Source organism: Roseibium sp. RP-7, assembly GCF_053005225.1.
In genome coordinates this window covers 1,756,824-1,777,380 of sequence record NZ_JBRKQA010000002.1, presented here as the reverse complement: position 1 = coordinate 1,777,380, position 20,557 = coordinate 1,756,824, and the positions used below count along the sequence as shown (strand labels likewise).

21 protein-coding genes and 1 tRNA gene are annotated in these 20,557 nt (G+C 58.3%); 11 read left to right on the top strand and 11 right to left on the bottom strand.

The annotated features are described in order from the left end of the window. Positions 1-49: 49 nt before the first annotated feature. Positions 50-126: transfer RNA gene (locus ACVDG9_RS22720), tRNA-Met, on the top strand. 190 nt (positions 127-316) lie between these two features. Here the strand turns inward: ACVDG9_RS22720 and ACVDG9_RS22715 are convergent. The 11 genes from ACVDG9_RS22715 to ACVDG9_RS22665 form a co-directional block, all read right to left on the bottom strand. Continuing rightward, complete coding sequence (locus ACVDG9_RS22715) at positions 317-664, bottom strand: cupin domain-containing protein (RefSeq protein WP_447239031.1); 348 nt, start codon at positions 662-664, stop codon at positions 317-319. 12 nt (positions 665-676) lie between these two features. Beyond that, the gene (locus tag ACVDG9_RS22710; protein ID WP_447239029.1) at positions 677-1,681 is read right to left on the bottom strand and encodes a quinone oxidoreductase family protein; all 1,005 of its coding nucleotides are present in this window, start codon (positions 1,679-1,681) and stop codon (positions 677-679) included. A 39-nt stretch (positions 1,682-1,720) separates the two neighbouring features. After that, complete coding sequence (locus ACVDG9_RS22705; RefSeq protein ID WP_055661116.1) at positions 1,721-2,599, bottom strand: beta-keto acid cleavage family enzyme; 879 nt, start codon at positions 2,597-2,599, stop codon at positions 1,721-1,723. A 3-nt stretch (positions 2,600-2,602) separates the two neighbouring features. Then, positions 2,603-3,349, bottom strand: coding sequence for an SDR family NAD(P)-dependent oxidoreductase (locus ACVDG9_RS22700; RefSeq protein ID WP_370200047.1), 747 nt, complete (start codon positions 3,347-3,349; stop codon positions 2,603-2,605). Continuing rightward, the gene (locus ACVDG9_RS22695; RefSeq protein WP_447239028.1) at positions 3,346-4,272 is read right to left on the bottom strand and encodes a dioxygenase family protein; all 927 of its coding nucleotides are present in this window, start codon (positions 4,270-4,272) and stop codon (positions 3,346-3,348) included. The genes ACVDG9_RS22700 and ACVDG9_RS22695 overlap by 4 nt, the downstream gene beginning before the upstream one ends. A gap of 9 nt (positions 4,273-4,281) precedes the next feature. Next, a complete protein-coding gene (locus tag ACVDG9_RS22690) occupies positions 4,282-5,076 on the bottom strand; it encodes a glutathione S-transferase family protein (RefSeq protein WP_447239027.1) in 795 nt (264 codons plus the stop codon). Between the two features lie 17 nt (positions 5,077-5,093). Next, on the bottom strand, positions 5,094-6,131 hold the full coding sequence (locus ACVDG9_RS22685; RefSeq protein ID WP_447239026.1) for a branched-chain amino acid ABC transporter permease: 1,038 nt from the start codon (positions 6,129-6,131) through the stop codon (positions 5,094-5,096). After that, a complete protein-coding gene (locus tag ACVDG9_RS22680) occupies positions 6,131-7,009 on the bottom strand; it encodes a branched-chain amino acid ABC transporter permease (RefSeq protein WP_023003762.1) in 879 nt (292 codons plus the stop codon). Before ACVDG9_RS22680 ends, ACVDG9_RS22685 begins: the two co-directional genes overlap by 1 nt. 11 nt (positions 7,010-7,020) lie before the next feature. Continuing rightward, a complete protein-coding gene (locus tag ACVDG9_RS22675) occupies positions 7,021-7,749 on the bottom strand; it encodes an ABC transporter ATP-binding protein (protein ID WP_055661121.1) in 729 nt (242 codons plus the stop codon). Continuing rightward, a complete protein-coding gene (locus tag ACVDG9_RS22670; protein WP_023003760.1) occupies positions 7,749-8,492 on the bottom strand; it encodes an ABC transporter ATP-binding protein in 744 nt (247 codons plus the stop codon). The genes ACVDG9_RS22675 and ACVDG9_RS22670 overlap by 1 nt, the downstream gene beginning before the upstream one ends. 72 nt (positions 8,493-8,564) lie before the next feature. Further along, positions 8,565-9,857 carry an amino acid ABC transporter substrate-binding protein gene (locus ACVDG9_RS22665; protein ID WP_023003759.1) on the bottom strand — a complete coding sequence of 431 codons (1,293 nt, stop codon included), beginning with the start codon at positions 9,855-9,857 and terminating at the stop codon, positions 8,565-8,567. A 579-nt stretch (positions 9,858-10,436) separates the two neighbouring features. On the opposite strand from ACVDG9_RS22665, the gene ACVDG9_RS22660 reads away from it, so the two are divergent. From ACVDG9_RS22660 to ACVDG9_RS22615, 10 genes are all read left to right on the top strand, one after another. Beyond that, positions 10,437-11,468, top strand: a complete 1,032-nt coding sequence (locus ACVDG9_RS22660) for a LacI family DNA-binding transcriptional regulator (protein WP_447239024.1) — start codon at positions 10,437-10,439, stop codon at positions 11,466-11,468. A gap of 629 nt (positions 11,469-12,097) precedes the next feature. Then, positions 12,098-13,555, top strand: coding sequence for an NAD-dependent succinate-semialdehyde dehydrogenase (locus ACVDG9_RS22655; RefSeq protein WP_447239023.1), 1,458 nt, complete (start codon positions 12,098-12,100; stop codon positions 13,553-13,555). A 1-nt stretch (position 13,556) separates the two neighbouring features. Further along, on the top strand, positions 13,557-14,435 hold the full coding sequence (locus ACVDG9_RS22650; RefSeq protein ID WP_077293353.1) for a fumarylacetoacetate hydrolase family protein: 879 nt from the start codon (positions 13,557-13,559) through the stop codon (positions 14,433-14,435). Next, positions 14,429-15,229, top strand: a complete 801-nt coding sequence (gene hpaH / locus ACVDG9_RS22645) for a 2-oxo-hept-4-ene-1,7-dioate hydratase (protein WP_296598398.1) — start codon at positions 14,429-14,431, stop codon at positions 15,227-15,229. Before ACVDG9_RS22650 ends, hpaH begins: the two co-directional genes overlap by 7 nt. Positions 15,230-15,234: 5 nt before the next feature. Then, entirely contained in the window at positions 15,235-15,996 is a 762-nt protein-coding gene (locus tag ACVDG9_RS22640) for an aldolase/citrate lyase family protein (protein ID WP_447239022.1), read from the top strand. Between the two features lie 223 nt (positions 15,997-16,219). After that, positions 16,220-17,107 carry a methylisocitrate lyase gene (gene prpB / locus ACVDG9_RS22635; RefSeq protein ID WP_023003744.1) on the top strand — a complete coding sequence of 296 codons (888 nt, stop codon included), beginning with the start codon at positions 16,220-16,222 and terminating at the stop codon, positions 17,105-17,107. A 20-nt stretch (positions 17,108-17,127) separates the two neighbouring features. Further along, positions 17,128-18,099: a Bug family tripartite tricarboxylate transporter substrate binding protein gene (locus ACVDG9_RS22630; RefSeq protein ID WP_023003742.1), complete on the top strand. Its 972-nt coding sequence runs from the start codon at positions 17,128-17,130 to the stop codon at positions 18,097-18,099. A gap of 76 nt (positions 18,100-18,175) precedes the next feature. Next, a complete protein-coding gene (locus ACVDG9_RS22625; RefSeq protein WP_447239021.1) occupies positions 18,176-18,562 on the top strand; it encodes a 5-carboxymethyl-2-hydroxymuconate isomerase in 387 nt (128 codons plus the stop codon). A 19-nt stretch (positions 18,563-18,581) separates the two neighbouring features. Further along, positions 18,582-19,022, top strand: coding sequence for a tripartite tricarboxylate transporter TctB family protein (locus ACVDG9_RS22620; RefSeq protein WP_075284051.1), 441 nt, complete (start codon positions 18,582-18,584; stop codon positions 19,020-19,022). Positions 19,023-19,024: 2 nt separating this feature from the next. Next, positions 19,025-20,530: a tripartite tricarboxylate transporter permease gene (locus ACVDG9_RS22615; RefSeq protein WP_145903903.1), complete on the top strand. Its 1,506-nt coding sequence runs from the start codon at positions 19,025-19,027 to the stop codon at positions 20,528-20,530. The last annotated feature ends 27 nt before the right edge of the window (positions 20,531-20,557 follow it).

The window sequence follows — 20,557 nt, the reverse complement described above, 5'->3', positions numbered from 1 at the left end:
ACCCACTTTGACCAAACGCCCAGCGCGCCAAGGACAAACAAAAAAACAACGCGGGATGGAGCAGCCCGGTAGCTCGTCAGGCTCATAACCTGAAGGTCGCAGGTTCAAATCCTGCTCCCGCAACCAAATAAAAAAAAGGCCGCCCAAAAGGGCGGCCTTTTTTGTTGGATCACGGCGGGGGCAGGGCGGAAGAACGACGCAGCGGGGCAGAATACTCTCAAAGCCGGTGACAGGCCCAAACAGAAGCCTGTTCACACAGACACCAACCTGACAGGTCACCGAAACAAGAGCCACGACCGGTTAACCCAAAGGCCTTCTAGAGGCGTTGGGCTGTTTCCTCCATCGCCAGAAGAATGGTGGCCGGTTGGTTTGTCCTGTTTTCGAGAGCTCTTGGTTCATTTGGAGATAGAACGCAGGAATCCAGTGGTCCAAGGGTCACCACTTCATTTCCATTGCTGATGGTAACCTGGCCGGAAATGACCACATAGATCTTCTCTTGTGGGGACGCCTTGAGAGACGTGTGGCCGCCAGGAAGAAGATGGGACAGGCCTACCCACATAGAGTGCGTTGACGTTGCCTCCTTTCCCTGAAGACGAAGGCACGCCATCGCATAGTGTTCCGGCGCCTCATATTGCTGCGCGCTGTCAATGCGGGTTACCTGCATGTGCGTTTCCTTCTAAGGCTTGAGGATAACCCGCTCAGGCGTTGCACGCAGAACTGAAGCGTAGGCCTTGGCGGCGTCGTCAAATCCGTAGACGGCTTCCGGATTGATCGGGAAAGGCTTCAGAACACCGGCCTCGAACTTCGGCTTTAGCACGTCGAAGATCTTCGCGCCGTACACACTGTCGAGCGCCAATGTATCGATACCGATGAACTTGTGACGCCCGCGGAAAAACGTGAAGATGTCGAAGTCTACCGCCCTGTCGAACGTGGAGATGAAGACCTGACGCCCCTGTTTTGCAAGCGCCTTGTTGGCCATTTCGAAATAGGGGCTTCCGACGGTGTTGAAGACGATATCAGCGCCCCGCCCCCCGGTCTTCTCGCGAACCAGTTCAGCGACGTCCTGAGAAGAGCTGTCGAACATTTCGATGGGTTGCGCACTATGGCCGAGAAATTCCATGGGCTTGTATTCGACACCGAAAACTGTTGCACCTGCCATTGTCGCAAGCTGGATTGCAGCCTGTCCGACCTTGCCGTTGGCCCCACAAACCAGGACATTGTCCCATGGCTGGACGCCGCCAGCTTCCCGCAGACCTTCAAAGGCGGTTATGAAGGGAACACCGATCGAGCCGGCTTCTTCCATGCTGAAGTTGACCGGTTTTTCGCGGACGGCGGCCTGTGGCAAGGCCATATACTTGGCGTGAGAACCGTTTTGAGTGATGCCGAGTTCTCCGCCTCCTCCCCAGATTTCCTTGCCGATCAGATGCGCCGGTCCATCAACAACAACGCCTGCAAAATCACGACCGGGAACTCTTGGCCAAACCGCATGCGGCATATGGCCGAGAGACGCCTTCACGTCTGAAGGATTTACACCAGCTGCCCTGATTTCAACCAGGACCTGACCCGGCCCGTGCTGTGGTATTGCCGGTTCGATCACGTCGATCAGAAGATTGTCCAGATCCGGCGACTTCTCCGTCACCCAAAGGGCCTTGCCGGTGACTGTCTTGCTTTGAACGTTCATGGTTCTTGTCCCCGTCCTTTTCACTTTGTTGCGGCGCGCTTACTGCTGGAGGCCAAGCATTTGCCTGGCTTCGCCTGCAGTGGCGATTTCGCCTCCCAGTTTCTCAATGAAGTCACGGGCTCTGGCGGTCAGTTCGCCATTGCCCTTTGTCCGTTTTCCCTTGCCGATATAGACGGTGTCCTCCATGCCAATGCGCACGTGGCCACCCAGCAGCCAGGCTTGCACCAGCATCGGAAAAGCCCATCGGCCGACACCGAAGCCGGTCCACACCGTGCCCGGCTGCAACATTCGGGAAGCCATGGACATGGCATCCGGAGTTGAAGGCAGGCCGTATTTCACGCCCGTTACAAGCGAACACATGGCGGGACCTTCGATATGTCCGGCCTTCAGAAAATCGTTGGCCATGACGATGTCGCCGGTGTCGAACAGTTCCAGTTCCGGTTTCACACCGCTGTCGCGGATGACTTCAGCCATCACGCGCACATTCCGAGGTGTGTTGATCACAACCTGCGCACCCGAGTTCATGGTGTTGAAATCCAGTGTGCAGATGTCCGGACGGATCCTTGCGATATGTTCCACCCGTTTTTCAGGAGGCAGGATCGTCGTTCCCGGGCCGGCGACCGAAGGATCGTCATCGGAGGGGACGAAACGGCCGCCTGGACCGGTCGTCAGATTGAGGATCAGATCAGTGTTCTTCTGCCTGATCAGCCTGACAACGTCTTCATAAAGGCCGATCTCCATCGATGGCTTGGCCGTCTCCGGATCCCGCACGTGAATGTGGGCAATTGCGGCGCCGGCTTCGGCAGCCTCAAGGCACGCATCGGCGATCTCCTGAGGCGTTGCCGGCAGGTCAGGGTGCTGGTCGCGGGTGGTCAGGTTTCCAGTCACGGCGCAGGTAATGATGGTTTTGTGCACCATGGTTCAAAGCCCTCGCCCGGCATCGACCACGATGCGCGTGCCCGTGGAGTGGGTGAGGTAGGCAACGGACGCAAAGATCGCCTTGCCGACATCCTCGGCTTCGACAACCTTTTGCAATGGGGTCGCTGCACCCGCCTTTTCGACCTGTTCCCGTGTTCTGCCTGGAACAAAATCCGTCGCAACCATTCCTGGAGACACTGAGAGGATCCGGACTTCCGGTCCAAGTGCCAGGCCAAGCGTATGGGTCATCGAATCGAGTGCCGCCTTTGCGCCGCAGTAGGCGATGGAAGAACCGAAGCCCTTGAAGGCCGCGATCGAGGACACGTTAATGACGACACCATCGCCGCTCGCCTTGAGCAGGGAGGCGAAGGCGCGAATGGACGCGAACACCCCCCGGAAATTGGAGGCGAAAACCTCATCGATGATGGTGTCCGTCAGTCCATCCAGATCCTTGTGAGCGACCGGCGTCGTGGTACCCGCCGAATTCACGAGAATGTCGACCCGCCCAAGTCTGTTCGCGATTTCCTCCTTGAAGGCCTCAATGCTTGGCGTGTCGATGACATCGACTTTCAGCGCAAGATGGCCGTCGCCTTCGAGTGCCGTGACGACTGCCTGCGCCTTGTCTTCGCTGGAGCGATATCCGACGACGACACGCGCGCCCGCCTCTGCGAACAGTTTGGCAGATGCTGCTCCTATTCCGCCGGAGCCGCCGATGACAACGGCGACTTTCCCTTTCAATGACTGGCTCAAGACACTTTCCCCTTGATCGGCGGTTCGGGGAAACGGGGTTCGCCTGGCTTCAGGATGAAGTCGTAGGTGCAGGTGTAGAAGGGGGCGGCAACGTCGGGATATTCGGCTGAAGGTGTTTCCCGGAGTTCCAGATCACCCGCGATCTGTTCCTTCGCACCGAACACAACGTCGTTCACCATCGCTTCGTCCGTATCGGCGAAAATCTGGGTGATGAGTGTCTTGTGTTCAGGGGCGGACACTATGAAATGGACATGCGCCGGACGCATGGGTGTCCGCTTCTGTGCCCTCAACAGGTCTCCCGTGGTGGTGTGAACGGGGACCGGGTACCCGGCCGGTTTCACCGTGCGGATGAGATAGTTGCCGTTTTCGTCCGAAACAAATTTGCCACGCAGATTGAAGTCGGCCTGGTCCTTGTCCTGGTTCTCGTAAAGTCCATCCGGGGATGCCTGCCAAACATCAAGCGTTGCCCCGGCAATGGGTTCACCATTCACGTCCAGTACACGGCCCTTCAGAACCAGCGGGTCTCCCGATGTGGTCGACCGTGCGATGGTGTCGCCAAACTCGCAGACAGGTGCAGATCCCCGATAGAAGGGGCCAAGCAAGGCTGACATCGTCTCGCCCTGCATGCCGTCATTGTTGATGAGATCGATGAGTGTCGAGGCGCCGAGAACGTCGCAGATGAGAACCGCCTCGTTGTGGGCGTTGTCGGTCTGCTGGCCTATGGCATTGAGGATCTGCAGGCCTTTTTCATATTCGGCTTCGGTCGGACGAACCTCCCGCAGGAAGGCATGCAGGTGCCGGACGAGAGAGGTGATGATTTCCTTGAAACGCGGATCCGATGTCGCCTCCATGGCCGCCAGGACGGCAGGGGTGACATCCTCTTGCTTGCTGATCAGTCTTGTAGTCGTAACGTAGCTGTCCATGACGTTCCCTCAGGCGGACGCCGCTGTCGCATGTAAGGCCTGGTCGACCCTGGCTGCTTTCAGGTGCGGGTATTTTTCGGTGAGCAAGGAGCCGTGGTAATAGGTGGCCCTGAAGGCGGGCTCCTTGCGAATGTTATCCAGCCATGCCGCGACCATGGGCTTGTCTGCCCAGGCATCACTCAGGTTGATGTCGTCCATACGCACAATGACCGGCATGATGGCGATATCGGCATAGGTGAGGGTCTGTCCCATGATCCAGGGGCCACCTCCTTCCAAAAGCCACTGGTTCATCCGGTCCACGCCCCTGTCCAGGCGTCCCAGCGCCTCGTCCATGTCAGCCTTCGGAAAACCGGTGCGGCCCATTTTCATGAGAAACTCGCGGCGCAAGGGCTTGCTGTCGCAAAGCGCCTGAAATTCTTCTGCGCTCATGGCCTGAAAATGCGGCAGGAAGGCAAGATTATAGGATGGCACGCGGATCGCCGGTGTCGGCACTTCATCGATGAAGCGCAACATCGCCCGCATCCTTGCACTGTCATGAGGAACAGACGGCCGCATCGGGGAGGTGTCCGGCAATATGTCTTCCAGATACTCCATGATGACGGCGCTATCGGTCACGGGGACCCCGTCATGCACGAGGGTCGGAACCACGCCATTGGGGTTGATCGCCAGATAATCCGGCTTGAGCTGGTCGCCACTGAAGAGGTCCAGCTTTCTTTCTTCAAATGCCTGTCCCTTTGCGTGAAGGGAGAAGCGCACACGCTGCGAGCAGGTGGATTGAGGCGCGTTGTAAAGTACGAAACCCATCGGTTGAGCCCTTTCTCTCAGTCCCAGTTCAGGAAGCGGGGCAGGCGGTGTTTCGCTGCCAGGGTTCCAACGATGCCGAGCGGAAAGAACATCAGCGCCATCGCCATGATCAGGCCGGTTGCCAGGATGTTGAATTCCGAAGAGCCAAGAGTTGCGACGAAGATTTCGTTGAAGGCGACAATCAGGACGGCGCCGATGACCGGGCCCGCGATCGTGCCTTTGCCGCCGAGAATGCACATCAGAACCATGTTCACGCTGACAAGAATGATCAGGAAGATGTTCGGACGGATGTAGGTGAGATATTCACCCCAGATAGCGCCTGCCATGCCGACAAAGGCTGCCGAGATGGCGAAGGCGAGCGTCTTGTAGGTGCGGGTATCGATCCCTGCGCTCTCGGCCTTGATCTCGTCCTTCGAAATGGCGCGCAGCCCGAGGCCGAATTTCGAATGCTTGATCTTGTAGCTGATGAAGACGGTCAGCGCCGCCAGAACGACGAAGGCGTAGTAATACGGCAGCTTGGCCCATTCCACACTGAGGTCGTTGGCAGGCAAGGCGACGCCATTGGCACCACCGACAAAGTGCCAGTTGTCAAACAGGATGCGGGCAATCATCACCAGCGCCAGCGAGGAAATGATGAAGCTCGGCCCGCGCGTTTTGAGTGTGATGCGACCGATCAGATAGCCTACAGCAGCGCAAACGAGGCCTGCCAGAGGTGCCGTCAAAAGCGTCGAGATGCCGAAGCGTGCCAGCAGCATTCCGGCAAAGTAGCCGCCAATGCAGAAGAAGACGTTGTGTCCCAGCGAGATGTAACCGGTGAAACCGCCAAGAATGTTCCAGCCCGATGCCATGACCGCATAGCAGGCCGTGAACAGGATGAGGTGGATCACATAGTTGAAGTTGCCGACAAATTGCAGTGCCGGAACCGCCAGCAAGAGGGCCAGAAGGACGATCGGAAACCAGGTGGCGCGTGTCCTGTCGGCGCGCCGTGCGAGCTTTTCGTTGTGCTCGGCCCGGGCCTGCAGAACGTTGGACGTCTCGTTGAAAGCAAGGGACATTATGCAAGCTCCGGTTTTTCACCGAACAGCCCCTGGGGCCGAACGAGAAGGATGAGAAACAGGGCGAGAAAGAAGGTCATGGTCGACCATGTCGCTCCGACATAGGTGCCGACGAAGGCGGCAATCACGCTCAACAGGAAGGATGCGACGACCGTGCCGAGCAGCGAGCCCATGCCGCCGAGAACCACCAGGGACATGAGGACCGCGATCCACTCCCAGTGTTTTGCCGGAAAGAACGAGAAGACGAAGGAGACAAGGCAGCCAGCAGCCCCGGCGAGACCAATGCCGATTGCGAAGCTGACGAGGGCAACGCGGTTGACATTCACCCCCAGCAGTTCAGCCGCTTCGCGGTTCTGGGTGGTTGCGCGGATGGCGTAGCCGAAACTGGAATACTTCAGGAAAAGCGCCAGCACGGAAATGATGATCAGCGACAGAATGCCTGCATAAAGCTGGCCGGTCGGAATGAAGACATCACCGATAAAGATCGCATCGGTCGCGTAGTCCGGAGACGTCACACGCTGGGTGTTCGAGAAGAACCCTCCCAGTGCCCCTTCGACAACCATCGCGATTGCGAAGGTGAGCAGGACCGTCATTTCCGAATATTTGGCCGAGCGTGCTTCCCGTTCGAAAACCAGCTTGTAAAGCACCACACCTATGGCGGCCAGAATGACGATCGCCACGGGCAACATCATCAAGGGGTCGATGCCATACAGCCGGAAACCCCAGTAGGCGACGTAAGCGCCGGCGATGATCAGCACCGGATGCGCCAGGTTTACGATGCGCATGACACCGAATACGAGACTGAGCCCGGATCCCATGAGGGCGAACACACCACCAAGTGCAAGGCCCAGAATGAGAGTTTGAATAATATCAGCCATGGTTGCCCTCCTCAGGCTGCCTTCTTGCCGCCGAGATAAAGGTCCTGTATCCGCGGGTCTCGCAGGACGTCGTCCGCAGGACCGGAAAACAGGGTGCGTCCCAGGTCCAGAACGACGCCTTGGTCGGAATTCTTCAATCCCATCAAGGCGTTCTGCTCAACAAGAAGGATCGTGATGCCTTCTGCGGCCATCATCTTCATGATTGAAAACATTTCCTGGACGATCTTTGGCGCCAGTCCGAGCGACGGTTCATCCAGCATGACAATGTCCGGCTTCAGGATCATGGTGCGGGCCATGGCCAGGGTCTGTTGCTGACCTCCAGACATCGTGCCTGCGTGCTGGTCGCGGCGTTCCTTCAGGATCGGGAAGAGCTCCTCGATCTCGTCGATGCGTTTTTCCAGACCGGATTTGTCGCTCATGGAAAAGCCGCCCATGCGCATGTTTTCCCGCACGGTCATTTTCGGGAACAGCGCGCGCTCCTGGGGAACGAAACAAATCCCCTTTCGAAGCACCTGGTCCGGGCGAAGGCCCTTCAGGCTTTCGCCCTTGTAGAGAACGTCGCCGTTGCGCACCTTGAGCATGCCGCAGATGGCCTTCAGCAAGGTGGACTTGCCGGCGCCGTTCGGACCGATGATGCAGTGAACCTTGCCGGGTTCGACACGAAGCTCGGCTCCGTCCAGAATTGCCGGGCCGTCGCCGTAACCGGCAGTCACATTGGAAACGTGGAGAAGTTCGCTCATCACGCAGCCTCCTCCAGGACGCCACCAAGATAGGCGTCGAGAACAGCAGGATTTTCGCGGACTTCCTCGGGCTTGCCATCAGCAATGACCTTGCCCTGGGCCATCACCACGATCTTGTGGGACAGGCGCATGATGAGGTCCATGTTGTGCTCCACGATGAGCACCGTCAGGCCCTGTTCGTTCAGCTTTTGTATGTGGCCGATGATTTCCTCAAGCAGCGTCGGATTAACCCCGCCAGCAGGTTCATCGAGCAGAATGATCTTGGGATCGCTCATCAGGAGCGCTGCCAGATCCATCAGTTTCTTCTGGCCGTAGGACAGGTTGGAGCCGTCCTCGTAGGCGATCCGCGTAATGCCGAGGAAGTCGAGGATTTCCATCGCCTTTTCGACTTCTTCCGCACCAAGGGCGGGTTTGAAAAGATCCCGCCAGCCGCCGATCCTGGATTGGCAGATGACGTTTTCCAGAACCGTCATGTCCGCCAGGTTTCGGCTGATCTGGAACGTGCGGCTCAGGCCCATGCGGGTGATCTTGTGCGGCCGCAGATGTTCGATGCGTTGGCCCTCAAGAAGAACCTTGCCGGCCGAGGGTTCGGTTGTCCGGCTTATGCAGTTGAAGGCGGTGGTCTTGCCCGCGCCATTCGGGCCGATCAGGGCCGTGATGCTGCCTTTGGGAACGGTGAACGAACAGCCGTCGACTGCGCGGATCCCGCCAAAATGCTTGGACAGGTTATCTATTTCGAGCATGGGAACTCGCTTTGCGCTTGGAATGTCAGGAGAGCTTCCCGGGCGCCACGCGCCCGGGACCGGTTCGATCCGTCAGAACGAACCCTTCGGGTAGGTGAGGGCGCTGACGCCTTCAAACTCGTCCGTCGGATAGACAAACTGCAGTTCGCCATCGTTCCACTGGGTCATCAGGAATGGCTTGTCTGCAGGCAGCCCCAGTTCATCCCAGTTGAACCGACCGAGGATCGTGCGAACCGGCTCGTCCCTGGTGCGTTCCGACAACCATTTGCCCATGGCTTCATTGTCGGTTGAACCGGCACCGAGAATTGCCTGCTCGATGCCCTGGCATACAGCGAAGGGAATGGCAGCGTCTTCATCGGGAACCGCCCCGAATTTTTCCTGATAGGAGGCGACGAAGTCACTGTTGGAAAACGGTTCGCCGGCCAGTGTCGACTGAAACGGTGCATCCTTGTGCCAGGAGGTATGAACCAGAACGCCTTCTGCACTTGAGCCGGTGCCTTCCAGGTATTCAGCCTGTGTTCCCTGGCTGAAATAGACGAGTTTCGGCTCCGCCCGGACTGTCTTGAGTGCGCGTGTCAGCTGGACCGCCTCTTCCGCGGAAGCTGTCAATCCGATGATCAGTTCCGCTCCGGAGCGTTTCACCTGATTGGCAAGGTTGAGCCAGTCGCTGAAACCTTCTTCCGGCCAACGCTCGGAAAAGACGACTTCGATGTTGTTTTCAGCAAGGTATCCCGGTGCGAGGTCGCGCACCAGTGAACCGTCCGCCGGGTCCATGACCTTCTCGCCCATCAGACCGGACCAGACACCGTTTGCGAAGAAGTCGTCCGCGGATATCACCGCCGCAGTCTTGGGTGTTTCACCCTCGGGGATCAGGTCCTTGATGATGCCTGCGAGGGAAGCGCCGACATATTCGGCGGCATTCGGCTGGAAATAGAAGATGTTCTTGTGACCCTGCGTATAGATGCGCAGGGCGCCACCGGCCGGCAACGGGTGAACCATGTTGTTCTTTGCCAGAATGCTGGCGACAGGGAAGGACAGACGCGAGGAAAAGGTTCCGTACACCGCCTCCACGCCGTCGACATTGATGAAGCGTTCGTACTGGTTGATGGCGGTTGCCGGGTCGGATCTGTTATCGGAAACAAGCAGCTCTACCTGGCGACCCATGATGCCGCCGCGCTCGTTAATGAGATCGACACACAGTTCATAGCCTTGCTGGTGTTTTTGTCCGGCAATCGAAAAACCACCGGTCAAGGGCAGGCTGGCGCCGATCTTGAGCGGATCAGCCGCCTGAGCCATGCCGGTATAGCCAGATGCAAGCATGCTGGCAGACACAAGAGCTGCCACCGTCCAATTAATGCGTTTCATCTTTTTCCTCCCTGAAGATGAGATCAGATCCTTTTCGGTAGATCTGCGGTGGAGCCCTCCCAAGCCCTTGCACCATACCGTAGCCATTCGTCGTGCCCCTTGCTCACGCTCGAGATCGGGGCGGCATTCACATCACCTCATGCATTTCAGCAATCGAACTTAATCGTGCAATCGATTGCACAGATATTCGCAATAATATGCGCGACGAAAATCGTCACGCTCTGATCCGGATGTGCCGGACAGGAAAAGTCTGACTCCCTCCCAAATCATCGATAGCACCCGAAACACGTGTCGTGTTTCAGAGCGTTGGGCCGACGCCTCTCCCAAGGCTGACTGTCCCAAATCGAAGCACAGATTTTTCGCTCGTCCAACCCGCTTCGGGTCGGTCCTCGCCACAATGATGGAACCACACGTACCAGTGCGGTGCCCATTACAGGCAAGTCGCAGAACGCGAAATCCAAATCTCTGCAATCGATTGCATAATCGGTAACACGATCACAAACGAGGTGTCAACAGTTTTATGCAATCGATTGCGAAGAGGGCTCCATCCGGCTATATGGAGGGTGGGAGGACGCAAAGATGAGCCGACGGCCGACACTGAAGGATATAGCCCGGGAAACAGGTGTTCATGTTTCCACGGTTTCCCGTGCGCTTGATCCGCAAAAGCGCAGTTCGCTGACCGAAGAAATTGTCGTGAAGATCCGTCAAGCGGCCGACAGGCTGGGGTATCGGCCCAACCGGATTGCCTTCAGTTTGCGCAAGCAGAAGTCGATGACGGTCGGGGTGATGATCCCGGATATCACCAACATGATTTTCCCGCCGATCGTTCGCGGCATCGAAAGTGTGATGGAGCCGCTGGGTTATGCTTCCATCATCGTCAACACCGATGGTGACAGTGACCGGGAGCGCCGATTGACCGAGACGCTTCAGGAGCGCGGCGTGGATGGCATAATCCATACGGCTGTGTTGCGCAGCGATCCCAATATCGTGGAAGCGGCGCGCCAGGGTCTTCCGGTTGTCACGCTGAACCGCAAGGTCGAAGAAGCCGAGATCCCATATGTGATCAACGACGAGGAAGCCGGGATACGAATGATCTTTGATCATCTTCATGATCATGGTCACCGGCGAATTGCGCATCTTGCCGGGCCTCGGGACCTGTCGACCGGGCTGCTGCGCCGTGAAGCGTTCTGCTCGGTTGCCCGGGACTACGGACTTTCAGCCGATGCACTTGTCATCGAGGAAGCCTCCCGTTTCGAGGAGGAGGAAGGCCGCCGTTGTGCGAAAGAGATATTGAGCCAGTCACCGGAGACAACCGCAATTCTGTGCGCCAATGACAGGCTGGCCCTCGGGGCCATGGATTATTGCGCCAGAAACGGGCATCCGTGTCCCGACAAGATTTCCATCACCGGCTTCAACGACATGCCGTTCCTGGATCTCATTCCGCCTGGCCTCACAACAGTGCGCATAGAACAGTTTGATGCAGGGGCCACCGCTGCCCGGCTGCTGGTTCAGATGATTGACGGCTGTGACGGCAAGGTTCCAAGGGAAACAGTTCTTCCGGTCAGCCTGAAATGCCGAAACAGCGTCCTTCGGATAGAAACCGACCATTAGAGAGCGCCTGACTTCTGCTGGCCGGGCGATTTTTGCTCAGCAGCCTCAAGTGCGCCGTCATCCGGCCCTGGGGTGAAGAACAGTCACCCCAAAAGACCAACAACCAGGGCACATCGTTCCCTTGGGGCGACACTCGTGACAGCGGCTGTTAGCTTCAGTTTGGACGATCGAGGTGCCCTGATCGCGAGCCTGGTTTGCTTGAGCCCGCATTTCACTGTTGGCTCCTTCCATTTAGCGTGCCCGATCGACGGGTTCAGAATGTGGTCGCTGAGCCAGACCGTTGATGTTCTTTCGGTTCTTTCGCCTTTGTTGCCAGACCGTACAGCCGCGTAAACGTTCAGTGCCGGCTAGTGGTACTTATTCATTCGTCTTTTCAGATACTTACGAAAGTGACCGACCCGGCAAGCTGATGGTTGCTGGCTCGTCGTGCTTCTTTCAAGCGCGGGTTCGAGCCGCGGTTGGGCAGCCGCAGCTTCTGCTCTTGGCGACAAGGCCTCCCAACAACACTGTAGTCAAGCGTCCCTCGAACAAATTAGTTCATAATGTGATTGTGATTATTAGATTTGTTGAATATATATCCACAATATGAACTTTTTTAATTAGGTGTCTGAGTAGGGGGAGATGCATCAGTGTTAAAAGACAGGAGCCTTCTCTGCGAAAGCGTCCGTATTGGTGAAGGCATCTATGAAGCGGGTGTTGAGGGCCTTACCGTCACGAACCCGGCGACCAGCGCTTGCCTCGGCAATGTTCCCAACCTTGGGTGCGCCGAGACAGAGTTGGCCATCAGACATGCCAGAAAGGCACAGGCCGATTGGGCCGCACAGCCTGCGAAGGCACGGGCCGAGGTGCTTCAGCGCTGGTTTGCGTTGATTGTCGAGAACGCTGACGATCTGGCGAGCATCATCACCCTGGAACAGGGCAAGCCTTTGAAAGAGGCGAAAGGGGAAGTCCTCTATGGTGCCTCCTATGTCGAATGGTATGCCGAGGAAGCGCGCCGCATATACGGCGAGACGATACCTGCGACGTCCCGGGACAAGCGCCTCCTGGTGATCAGGCAGCCTGTTGGTGTGGTTGCGGCGATCACCCCCTGGAACTTTCCGAATGCGATGATAACAAGAAAGGTTGCACCGGCATTGGCTGCCGGGTGCGCAATCATCGTCAAACCTGCCGAGCAAACGCCTTTTTCAGCCCTTGCGCTGGCGACACTCGCCGAGCGTGCAGGTGTTCCGCCTGGTCTCTTCACGGTGATCACGGGGGACGCGCGCAGGATTGGCGCGGCGATGACCTCCAGTCCCGTCGTGCGAAAGCTGTCCTTTACCGGCTCAACGGACGTCGGCAAGTTGCTGATGCGGCAGTGCGCCGACACCGTCAAGAAGATCTCGCTGGAACTCGGCGGCAATGCGCCTTTCATCGTCTTCGATGATGCCGATGTGGAAGCCGCCGTCGAAGGGGCTGTGGTGGCCAAATTCCGCAACAGCGGCCAGACCTGCGTTTGCGCCAATCGCATCTATGTGCAGTCGGGTGTTCACGACGCATTCGTTGCCGCCCTGGTGAAGCGGATGCGGACCATGAAGGTCGGCGATGGGCAGGCTGATGAGACGGACCTTGGTCCGCTGATTGACGTTTCAGCCATAGACAAGGTCCAGGCGCATATCTCGGATGCCATTGCCAATGGTGCCAGGATTGAACTGGGTGGAACGCATCATTCCCTTGGTGGCACCTTTTTTCAGCCGACCGTTCTGACGGGTGTGCACCATGAGATGCGCATCGCACGTGAAGAGACCTTCGGGCCTGTGGCGCCAGTCTTCCGTTTCGACACGGAAGAAGAAGTGATCGCGCTTGCCAACGACAGCGAATACGGGCTCGCAGCCTACTTCTTTACACGCGACCTCGCGCGCAGTTGGCGGGTCGGCGAGCGTCTCGAGTACGGCATGGTCGGCATAAACACGGGCCTGATCTCCACTGCCGAAGCACCGTTCGGCGGCATCAAGCAATCCGGCCTGGGACGGGAGGGATCCCGCCTCGGCCTGGATGAATACCTGGAAGCCAAATACCTGTGTGTTGGCGGAATCGATGAAGGAAATTGACATGACGGCATATGAGCCAGCCATTGCAGCGTTTCGGGCAGAAGGCGCCCTGCGTTATGGCGTCCTGACAGGCGATGATCTGGTCGACGTGACCGACAATCTGGAAGCCCGGTTCAGCAATCTTCTGGACGTTGTTGCCGCCGGCGCCCTGCCGGAACTGGTCAAGGCCGGCGAGGGGCGTCCGGTGAGCTATCGCGCGGCAGATGTCGCCTTCCAGATTCCGATCGCCGCTCCGCAGAAGATCATCTGCGTCGGGGTGAACTACCCGGACAGGAACGCAGAGTACAAGGACGGCCAGGCACAACAGATGCGGCCGTCTCTTTTTCCGCGGTTTGCGAGCGGGTTTACTGGTCATGGCCAGCCACTGATCCGGCCACCGGAAAGCGATCAGCTGGACTATGAAGGCGAGATTGCGATCGTCATCGGAAAAGCCGGCCGTCGCATTCCGCGCGAGACGGCATTCGACCATATTGCCGCGATTACCCTTTGCAACGAGGGAACGATCCGCGACTGGACGCGCCATGCGAAATTCAACGTGACGCAAGGCAAGAACTGGGAAAGGACCGGCAGCATCGGCCCGGCTCTCGTCCCGCTGCATTCCCCGGCCCAATTGCAGGATGTCGCCCTTGTAACCCGCGTCAACGGTGAGGTTCGCCAGCAGGACCGGACGTCGAGAATGATTTTCGACTTCCCCTATATCGTCAATTACGTCTCGACATTTGCACAGCTGATGCCTGGCGACATTCTGGTCTGTGGCACTCCGACAGGTGCCGGCGCAAGGATGGAGCCCCCTTGCTGGTTGAAGCCGGGTGATATTGTGGAAGTCGAAGCCGAAGGCATCGGTATCCTGCGCAACGGCATTGAGGACGAAAAATGCTGAGTGCCGCGCAGGTGCAGGACGTGGCGGCCGAACTTCTGAAAGCGGAAGCGACCCGGCAACAGACTGGCCTTCTCAGCGTGCGTTACCCGGACATCTCGCTGGATGATGCCTATGCCATACAGGGGGCGCAACTTGCGACCAAACTGGCAGCCGGGCGGCGCATCCTGGGGTGGAAAATCGGCCTGACATCCAAGGTCATGCAGAACGCACTCGGTATCGATACGCCGGATTCGGGCGTGCTTTATGACGACATGCTGTTCCCGGATGGCGGGCAGGTGCCACGCGGCCGATTTATCGAACCGCGCGTGGAAGCCGAGATAGCGTTTGTGATGAAGGCACCAATCGATGGCAACGTCTCCCGTGAAGATGTGATCGCGGCGACGGATTATGTCAGCCCCGCGCTTGAAATCCTGGACACCCGCATCTTGCGTGCTGATCCGGAGACGGGAACGCGCAGGCGCATCTTCGACACCGTGGCGGACAATGCCGCCAATGCGGGCGTGGTTCTGGGAGCCCAACGGCATGACCCCGGCGACGTGGATCTTCGCTGGGTTGGGGCTATCGTCGAACAGGATGGTGAGGTCACGGCCACCGGTCTTGGTGCGGCTGTCTTGAACGACCCCGTTATGGGGCTCGTCTGGCTTGCCCGGCGGATGGCCAGCTACGGCCACCGCATCGAACCCGGCCAGATCGTCCTGACGGGATCGTTTATCGGCCCCATCGAATGTCCACCCGGCACGGCGATCCGGGCCGACTTCGGACCGTTCGGCGCCGTCTCCACCAGATTTGCGTGATCGTCATGACCTTAGCGAAAAACCTCTTCAAGGCGCGGCTTGCAAAGCCGGAGACCCAGATTGGCCTATGGATGGCGCTGGCACATCCCGGCGCCGCGGAAATTTGCGCAGGAGCCGGGTTCGACTGGCTCGTCATCGATGCCGAACACGGGCCGAACGGGCTTGCCGAAATCATGGCGCAGCTGCGGGTTGTCTCCGGCAGCAGCCATCCGGTGGTTCGCGTCCGTGAGAATGACCGTGCCCTGATCAAGCAGATGCTGGATATAGGGGCGCAGACAATTCTGGTGCCGATGATCGAAACGGCAGCGGAGGCGCAGGAAGCCGTGGGTTCGGTCCGTTATCCGCCGGAGGGGGCGCGCGGTGTCGGCGCGGCCCTGGCAAGGGCATCGGACTATGGTCGCATAACCGACTATCTGCACACGGCAAACAAGCAGCTGTGTCTGCTTGTGCAGGTCGAAAGCTGCAAGGGCATCGATGCGCTGGACGAGATACTGGCGGTTGAAGGTGTCGATGGCGTCTTTGTCGGGCCAGCGGATCTGGCCGCGGACATGGGCTATGTCGGCAAGCCCGAAGCGGCTCCTGTGCAAGCGGTCGTGGTTGAGGCCCTTTCGCGGATCAGGGCCGCGGGAAAGCCTGCCGGTATCCTGACGTCCAATCGTGAACTTGCTCATCGTTATGCGCTCATGGGTGTCGAGTTTCTGGCCGTTGGGGCTGATGTCGGTGTCTTTGCCCGCGGTCTTGCGGAGTTGAGGCAGGCGTTTCCCTGATCATTTCCCGGTTACGGCCGGGTGTGTCCATATTATGAACAGGTAGGCCCGTTGCGCGAAAGCGCGGCGGGCCTTTGTTTTTGGCTGTTTTCTGCGGCTGAGGCGGCTCGAAATCATCGGGAAATAACGTATTGACTTTGAAAAAAGCCATAATATGATCTTTATCAAATAAAGACTTCAAAAAATGATCATATTATGATCAGTCAAAAATGAGAGGTTCATAATGACGACACTTTCGGCAGGCGCACGGTTCCGGCAGGCCTTGAAGGAAGAAAATCCGCTTCAGGTCATGGGGTCGATCAACGCCTACACGGCGATGATGGCAGAGCGCGTGGGCTACAAGGCTCTTTATCTTGCCGGTGCAGGCGTCGCGAACGCATCCTACGGGCTTCCCGATCTCGGCATCACGAACCTGAGCGACGTGCTGACGGATCTCCGCCGCGTTACGGATGCAAGCAGTCTGCCGGTCCTGGTTGATGTCGATACCGGCTTCGGCGGTGCCTTCACCATCGCGCGCCTTGTGCGCGGCCTGATCAAGGACGGCGCCGGTGCCATGCACATGGAAGATCAGGTCCAGCTCAAGCGGTGCGGTCACCGTCCGGGCAAGGAGATCGTTTCCAAGCAGGAGATGGTTGACCGCGTCAAGGCGGCCGTGGATGCAAAGACCGACGATCAGTTCTTCATTGTTGCCCGCACGGATGCGCTGGCCATCGAGGGCCTGAACGGTGCGATCGACCGGGCCTGTGCCTACGTCGAGGCTGGCGCCGACATGATCTTCGCAGAAGCCTGCACGGAGTTGTCGCAGTACAAGGCTTTCGTCGATGCACTCGACACGCCGTATCCGGTTCTTGCCAACATTACCGAGTTTTCCAAGACGCCGAACTTCACTCTGGACGAGCTGCGCAGCGTCGGTGTTTCAGCGGCGCTCTACCCCTTGTCTGCGAATCGCGCAATGAACGCGGCAGCCCTGAAGGTTTACAAGCATATTCGTGAGGTCGGATCGGCGACCGGTGTGCTGGATATCATGCAGAAGCGCGAGGAACTCTACGACTTCCTGAACTACCACGACTACGAAAGGAAGATCGACGAGTTGTTCCAAAGTCGGAAGTAATTGAGCAAAGGGAGGAAAGAATGCTCACCAAGAGAACTTTGTTGTCAATCGCAGCGGGCGCCTTGGCGCTCACAGTGGCGGCTCCGGTTATCGCGCAGGACGCGTTTCCGGAGAAACCGGTCCGCCTGATTGTGCCGTATTCGCCTGGAGGGGGGACAGACACTACGGCCCGGATTGTTGCCGACAACATGAAGGAGTATCTGGGGCAGCCTGTTGTCGTCGAAAATCGTCCGGGTGCGTCCGGTACGGTCGGCACGCTTCTGGCGAAACAGGCAGAGGCTGACGGGTATACCATTCTGTTCGGTATCCAGGCGACGCTTGCGCTGAACCCGTCGCTTTTCAAGTCGGCGACCTACAACTCGAAAGAAGACTTCTCGGGGATCGCGGTGATCTCCGAGTCGCCCTATGTGGTCACGGTGCCGGGGGATTCCGAAATCTCCGACTATGAAGGCTTTGCCGCGGCCGCCACGGAAAACCTGACCATGGCAAACGGAGGCAGCGCGGCGCTTCTGGCAGCGCGTTTGCTGGCCCGGCAGGCGGATCTCAGCTTCACCAATATTCCCTATTCAGGTTCCGGAGATGCAATTTCCGATATCCTGGCCGGCCGTGTGAATGCGATGATCAGCAGTCCTGTTTCAGTCCTGCCGCATGTTGAGAGCGGTGCCCTGAAGCCGATCCTCGTCACGAGCACGGACCGTTACGCCGCACTGCCCGACACGCCAACGGCAGACGAACTCGGCTTCGACGGTTTCAACGTGGTTGGGTGGTACAGTGTCGTTGCTCCGGCCGGTGTCCCCCAGGAGCGTCTGGACGTTCTGAGCGATGCCTTCAACAAGACCATTGCCAATCCGGACGTGCAGGCGAAACTCGAAAGCATCGGTGTAACGCCGTCCCGGCGTGGCCTGGATTCTGCGGCGACGACAGAATTCATCGCCTCCGAGGTCGACCTGTGGGGCCAGGAAATCAAGGACGCCGGCATCGAGCCGAAGTAACCTTTCCCTGAACTTCCATTTCGCAACAATTGAACCTACCGGGCGAGCTTCGGCTCGCCCTTTCAAGGATGGAACCATGCCGCACGCCTGGATCGAATATTCCGGTAATATTGCAGATCAGACCGAGGTCGAAACTTTCGGTCGCTGTGTCCACGCCGCCATGACGGAAGCCGGTATCTTCCCGATCGCGGGTATCCGCATCCGCATCACCCGCATTGACGATTGCCTGGTCGGTGACATGAACCCGGACAATGGGTTCATCCACTTGTCCCTTCGTATCGGTGAAGGCAGGGATGCGCAAACCAAACAGGAGGCGGCAGACTTGATCTTTGATCGGACTTCGTCGCATCTGAAGCCTCTCGCTGACCGTGCCCGGCTTGCATACGCAATGGAAATGCAAGAGATCCCGAGTGCTTACAGTTACAAGATGAACAACCTGCACAAACACTTGAAAGCCAGCTGACGGTTTTCTGGAGGATGGGATGAAGGCTCTCTTCAAGGCTCAGGACGGGCTGCTGGTCGCGCTCGTAGGTGCAATTTTCCTCTACGCTTCCCGCGATCTCGACATGGGCGTGCCGCGCAACATGGGGCCGGGAATGTTCCCGGTCGTCTTGAGTGCCTTGACGATTGTCTTCGGATTGCTGATCGCGGTCGTCAACGTCGTTCGTGACGTCACCCTTCCAAGGCAATTCCCCTGGCTCGGCCTCTGCGGGGTCGTTGCCTCCATCGCACTCTACGCTCTGCTGATCGAACGGCTCGGCATCGCACTCACCACCTTGTGTGCGATTTCGGTGCTGGCGCTCGTCATTCCGCGCATGAAATGGCTGGAAACGGTGCTGCTCTCCATCGGCGTTTCTGCCTTCCTGTGGCTCACATTCGTTCTGGGCCTCGGCATGCCTCTCAGGCTTTTCCCCGGGTTCTGATCATGATGGATTTCCTCTCAGGGTTTACGGTCGCACTGCATCCGGTAAATCTCTTTTATTGTTTCGCAGGTGTTCTGCTGGGCAATATCGTCGGTGTTCTTCCAGGTATCGGCGCGATCGCGGCGATCTCGATCCTGCTGCCGGTCACCTTCTATCTGGAGCCGACGACCGCGGTCATCATGCTGGCCGGTGTCTATTACGGGGCCGAATATGGTGGCTCCATCGCATCGATCCTTCTCAATCTACCGGGCACGGCTTCCAATGCGATCACAACGCTGGACGGTTACCCGATGGCGAAAAGGGGCGAGGCTGGTCTTGCCCTGCTGACAGCGCAGATCTCCTCGCTGAGTGGCGGCACTTTCGGCATTCTGGCCATGGTCTTCCTGTCGCCGTTGATCGTGAAGTTCTCGCTCTCCTTCGGACCGGCGGAGTATTTCGCGACCTTGCTGCTGGGGCTCGTTGCCGGATCGGTTGCGGTTGGCGGCTCGGCGCTCAAGGGTGTTGCGATGGTCTTCATCGGCATGCTGCTGGGCAGCATCGGCCTTGATCTCAACAGCGGCGTTGCCCGGTTCGACATGGGCTATGCAAACCTTCTCGACGGGCTGTCGATCGTCGCCGTTGCCATGGGGCTGTTCGGCATCCCGGAGGTCATCAACAAGCTGAGGGATGACCAGGGTGACAGGAAACCGATCGCCATTTCCGCCCGCTCCATGTTTCTCGCTTTCGGCAAACTCAAGAGCATCAAGTTCTCGATCCTTCGCGGAGCCTCTGTTGGTGGCATCCTGGGGCCCTTGCCCGGTGCAGGGCCCACGATTTCCTCTTTCCTGGCCTATTCGCTGGAACGGTCCGTGGGGGGCAAGAAGGAAGAATTCGGCACTGGACGGATCAACGGGATTGCCGCACCTGAGGCAGCCAACAACGCTGCCGCCCAGACGGCCTTCATTCCGACCATGACGCTCGGTATTCCCGGAACGCCGACGATGGCGATCATCCTGGGCGCCTTGATGATCCACGGCATCGCACCCGGACCACAGCTGGTGGTCGATCACCCGGACCTGTTCTGGGGCCTGGTCGCTAGTTTCTGGATCGGCAACGTGTTGCTGCTGGTTTTGAACGTACCGCTGATCGGTGTCTGGGCACGACTGGTTGCCGTGCCGAGACGGTTCCTGTTTCCCGTGATCATTGCACTGATCTGCACTGGCGTCTTCGGCGTGGCAAATTCCACCTTCGACGTCTGGGCCGTGTTGTTGATGGGGGTTATCGGGGCGATCCTGCGATTTTACGACTATTCCCCCGCACCGCTGCTCATCGGGTTCGTTCTGGGGCCGATGCTCGAGGAGCACCTGCGCCGCGCCTTGATGATTTCAGGAGGAGACTTCGGTTATCTTCTCGGATCCAGCACGGCCATCGCGATCCACTGCATCACGATCCTGATCATCGTGCTGCCGCTGCTCAACCTGCTCTGGTCGCGGATCAAGCGTAAAACCGAAAATCCCGTTGCCGATTAACAGCCTCGGTCAAGCGGAAGGCGCGGC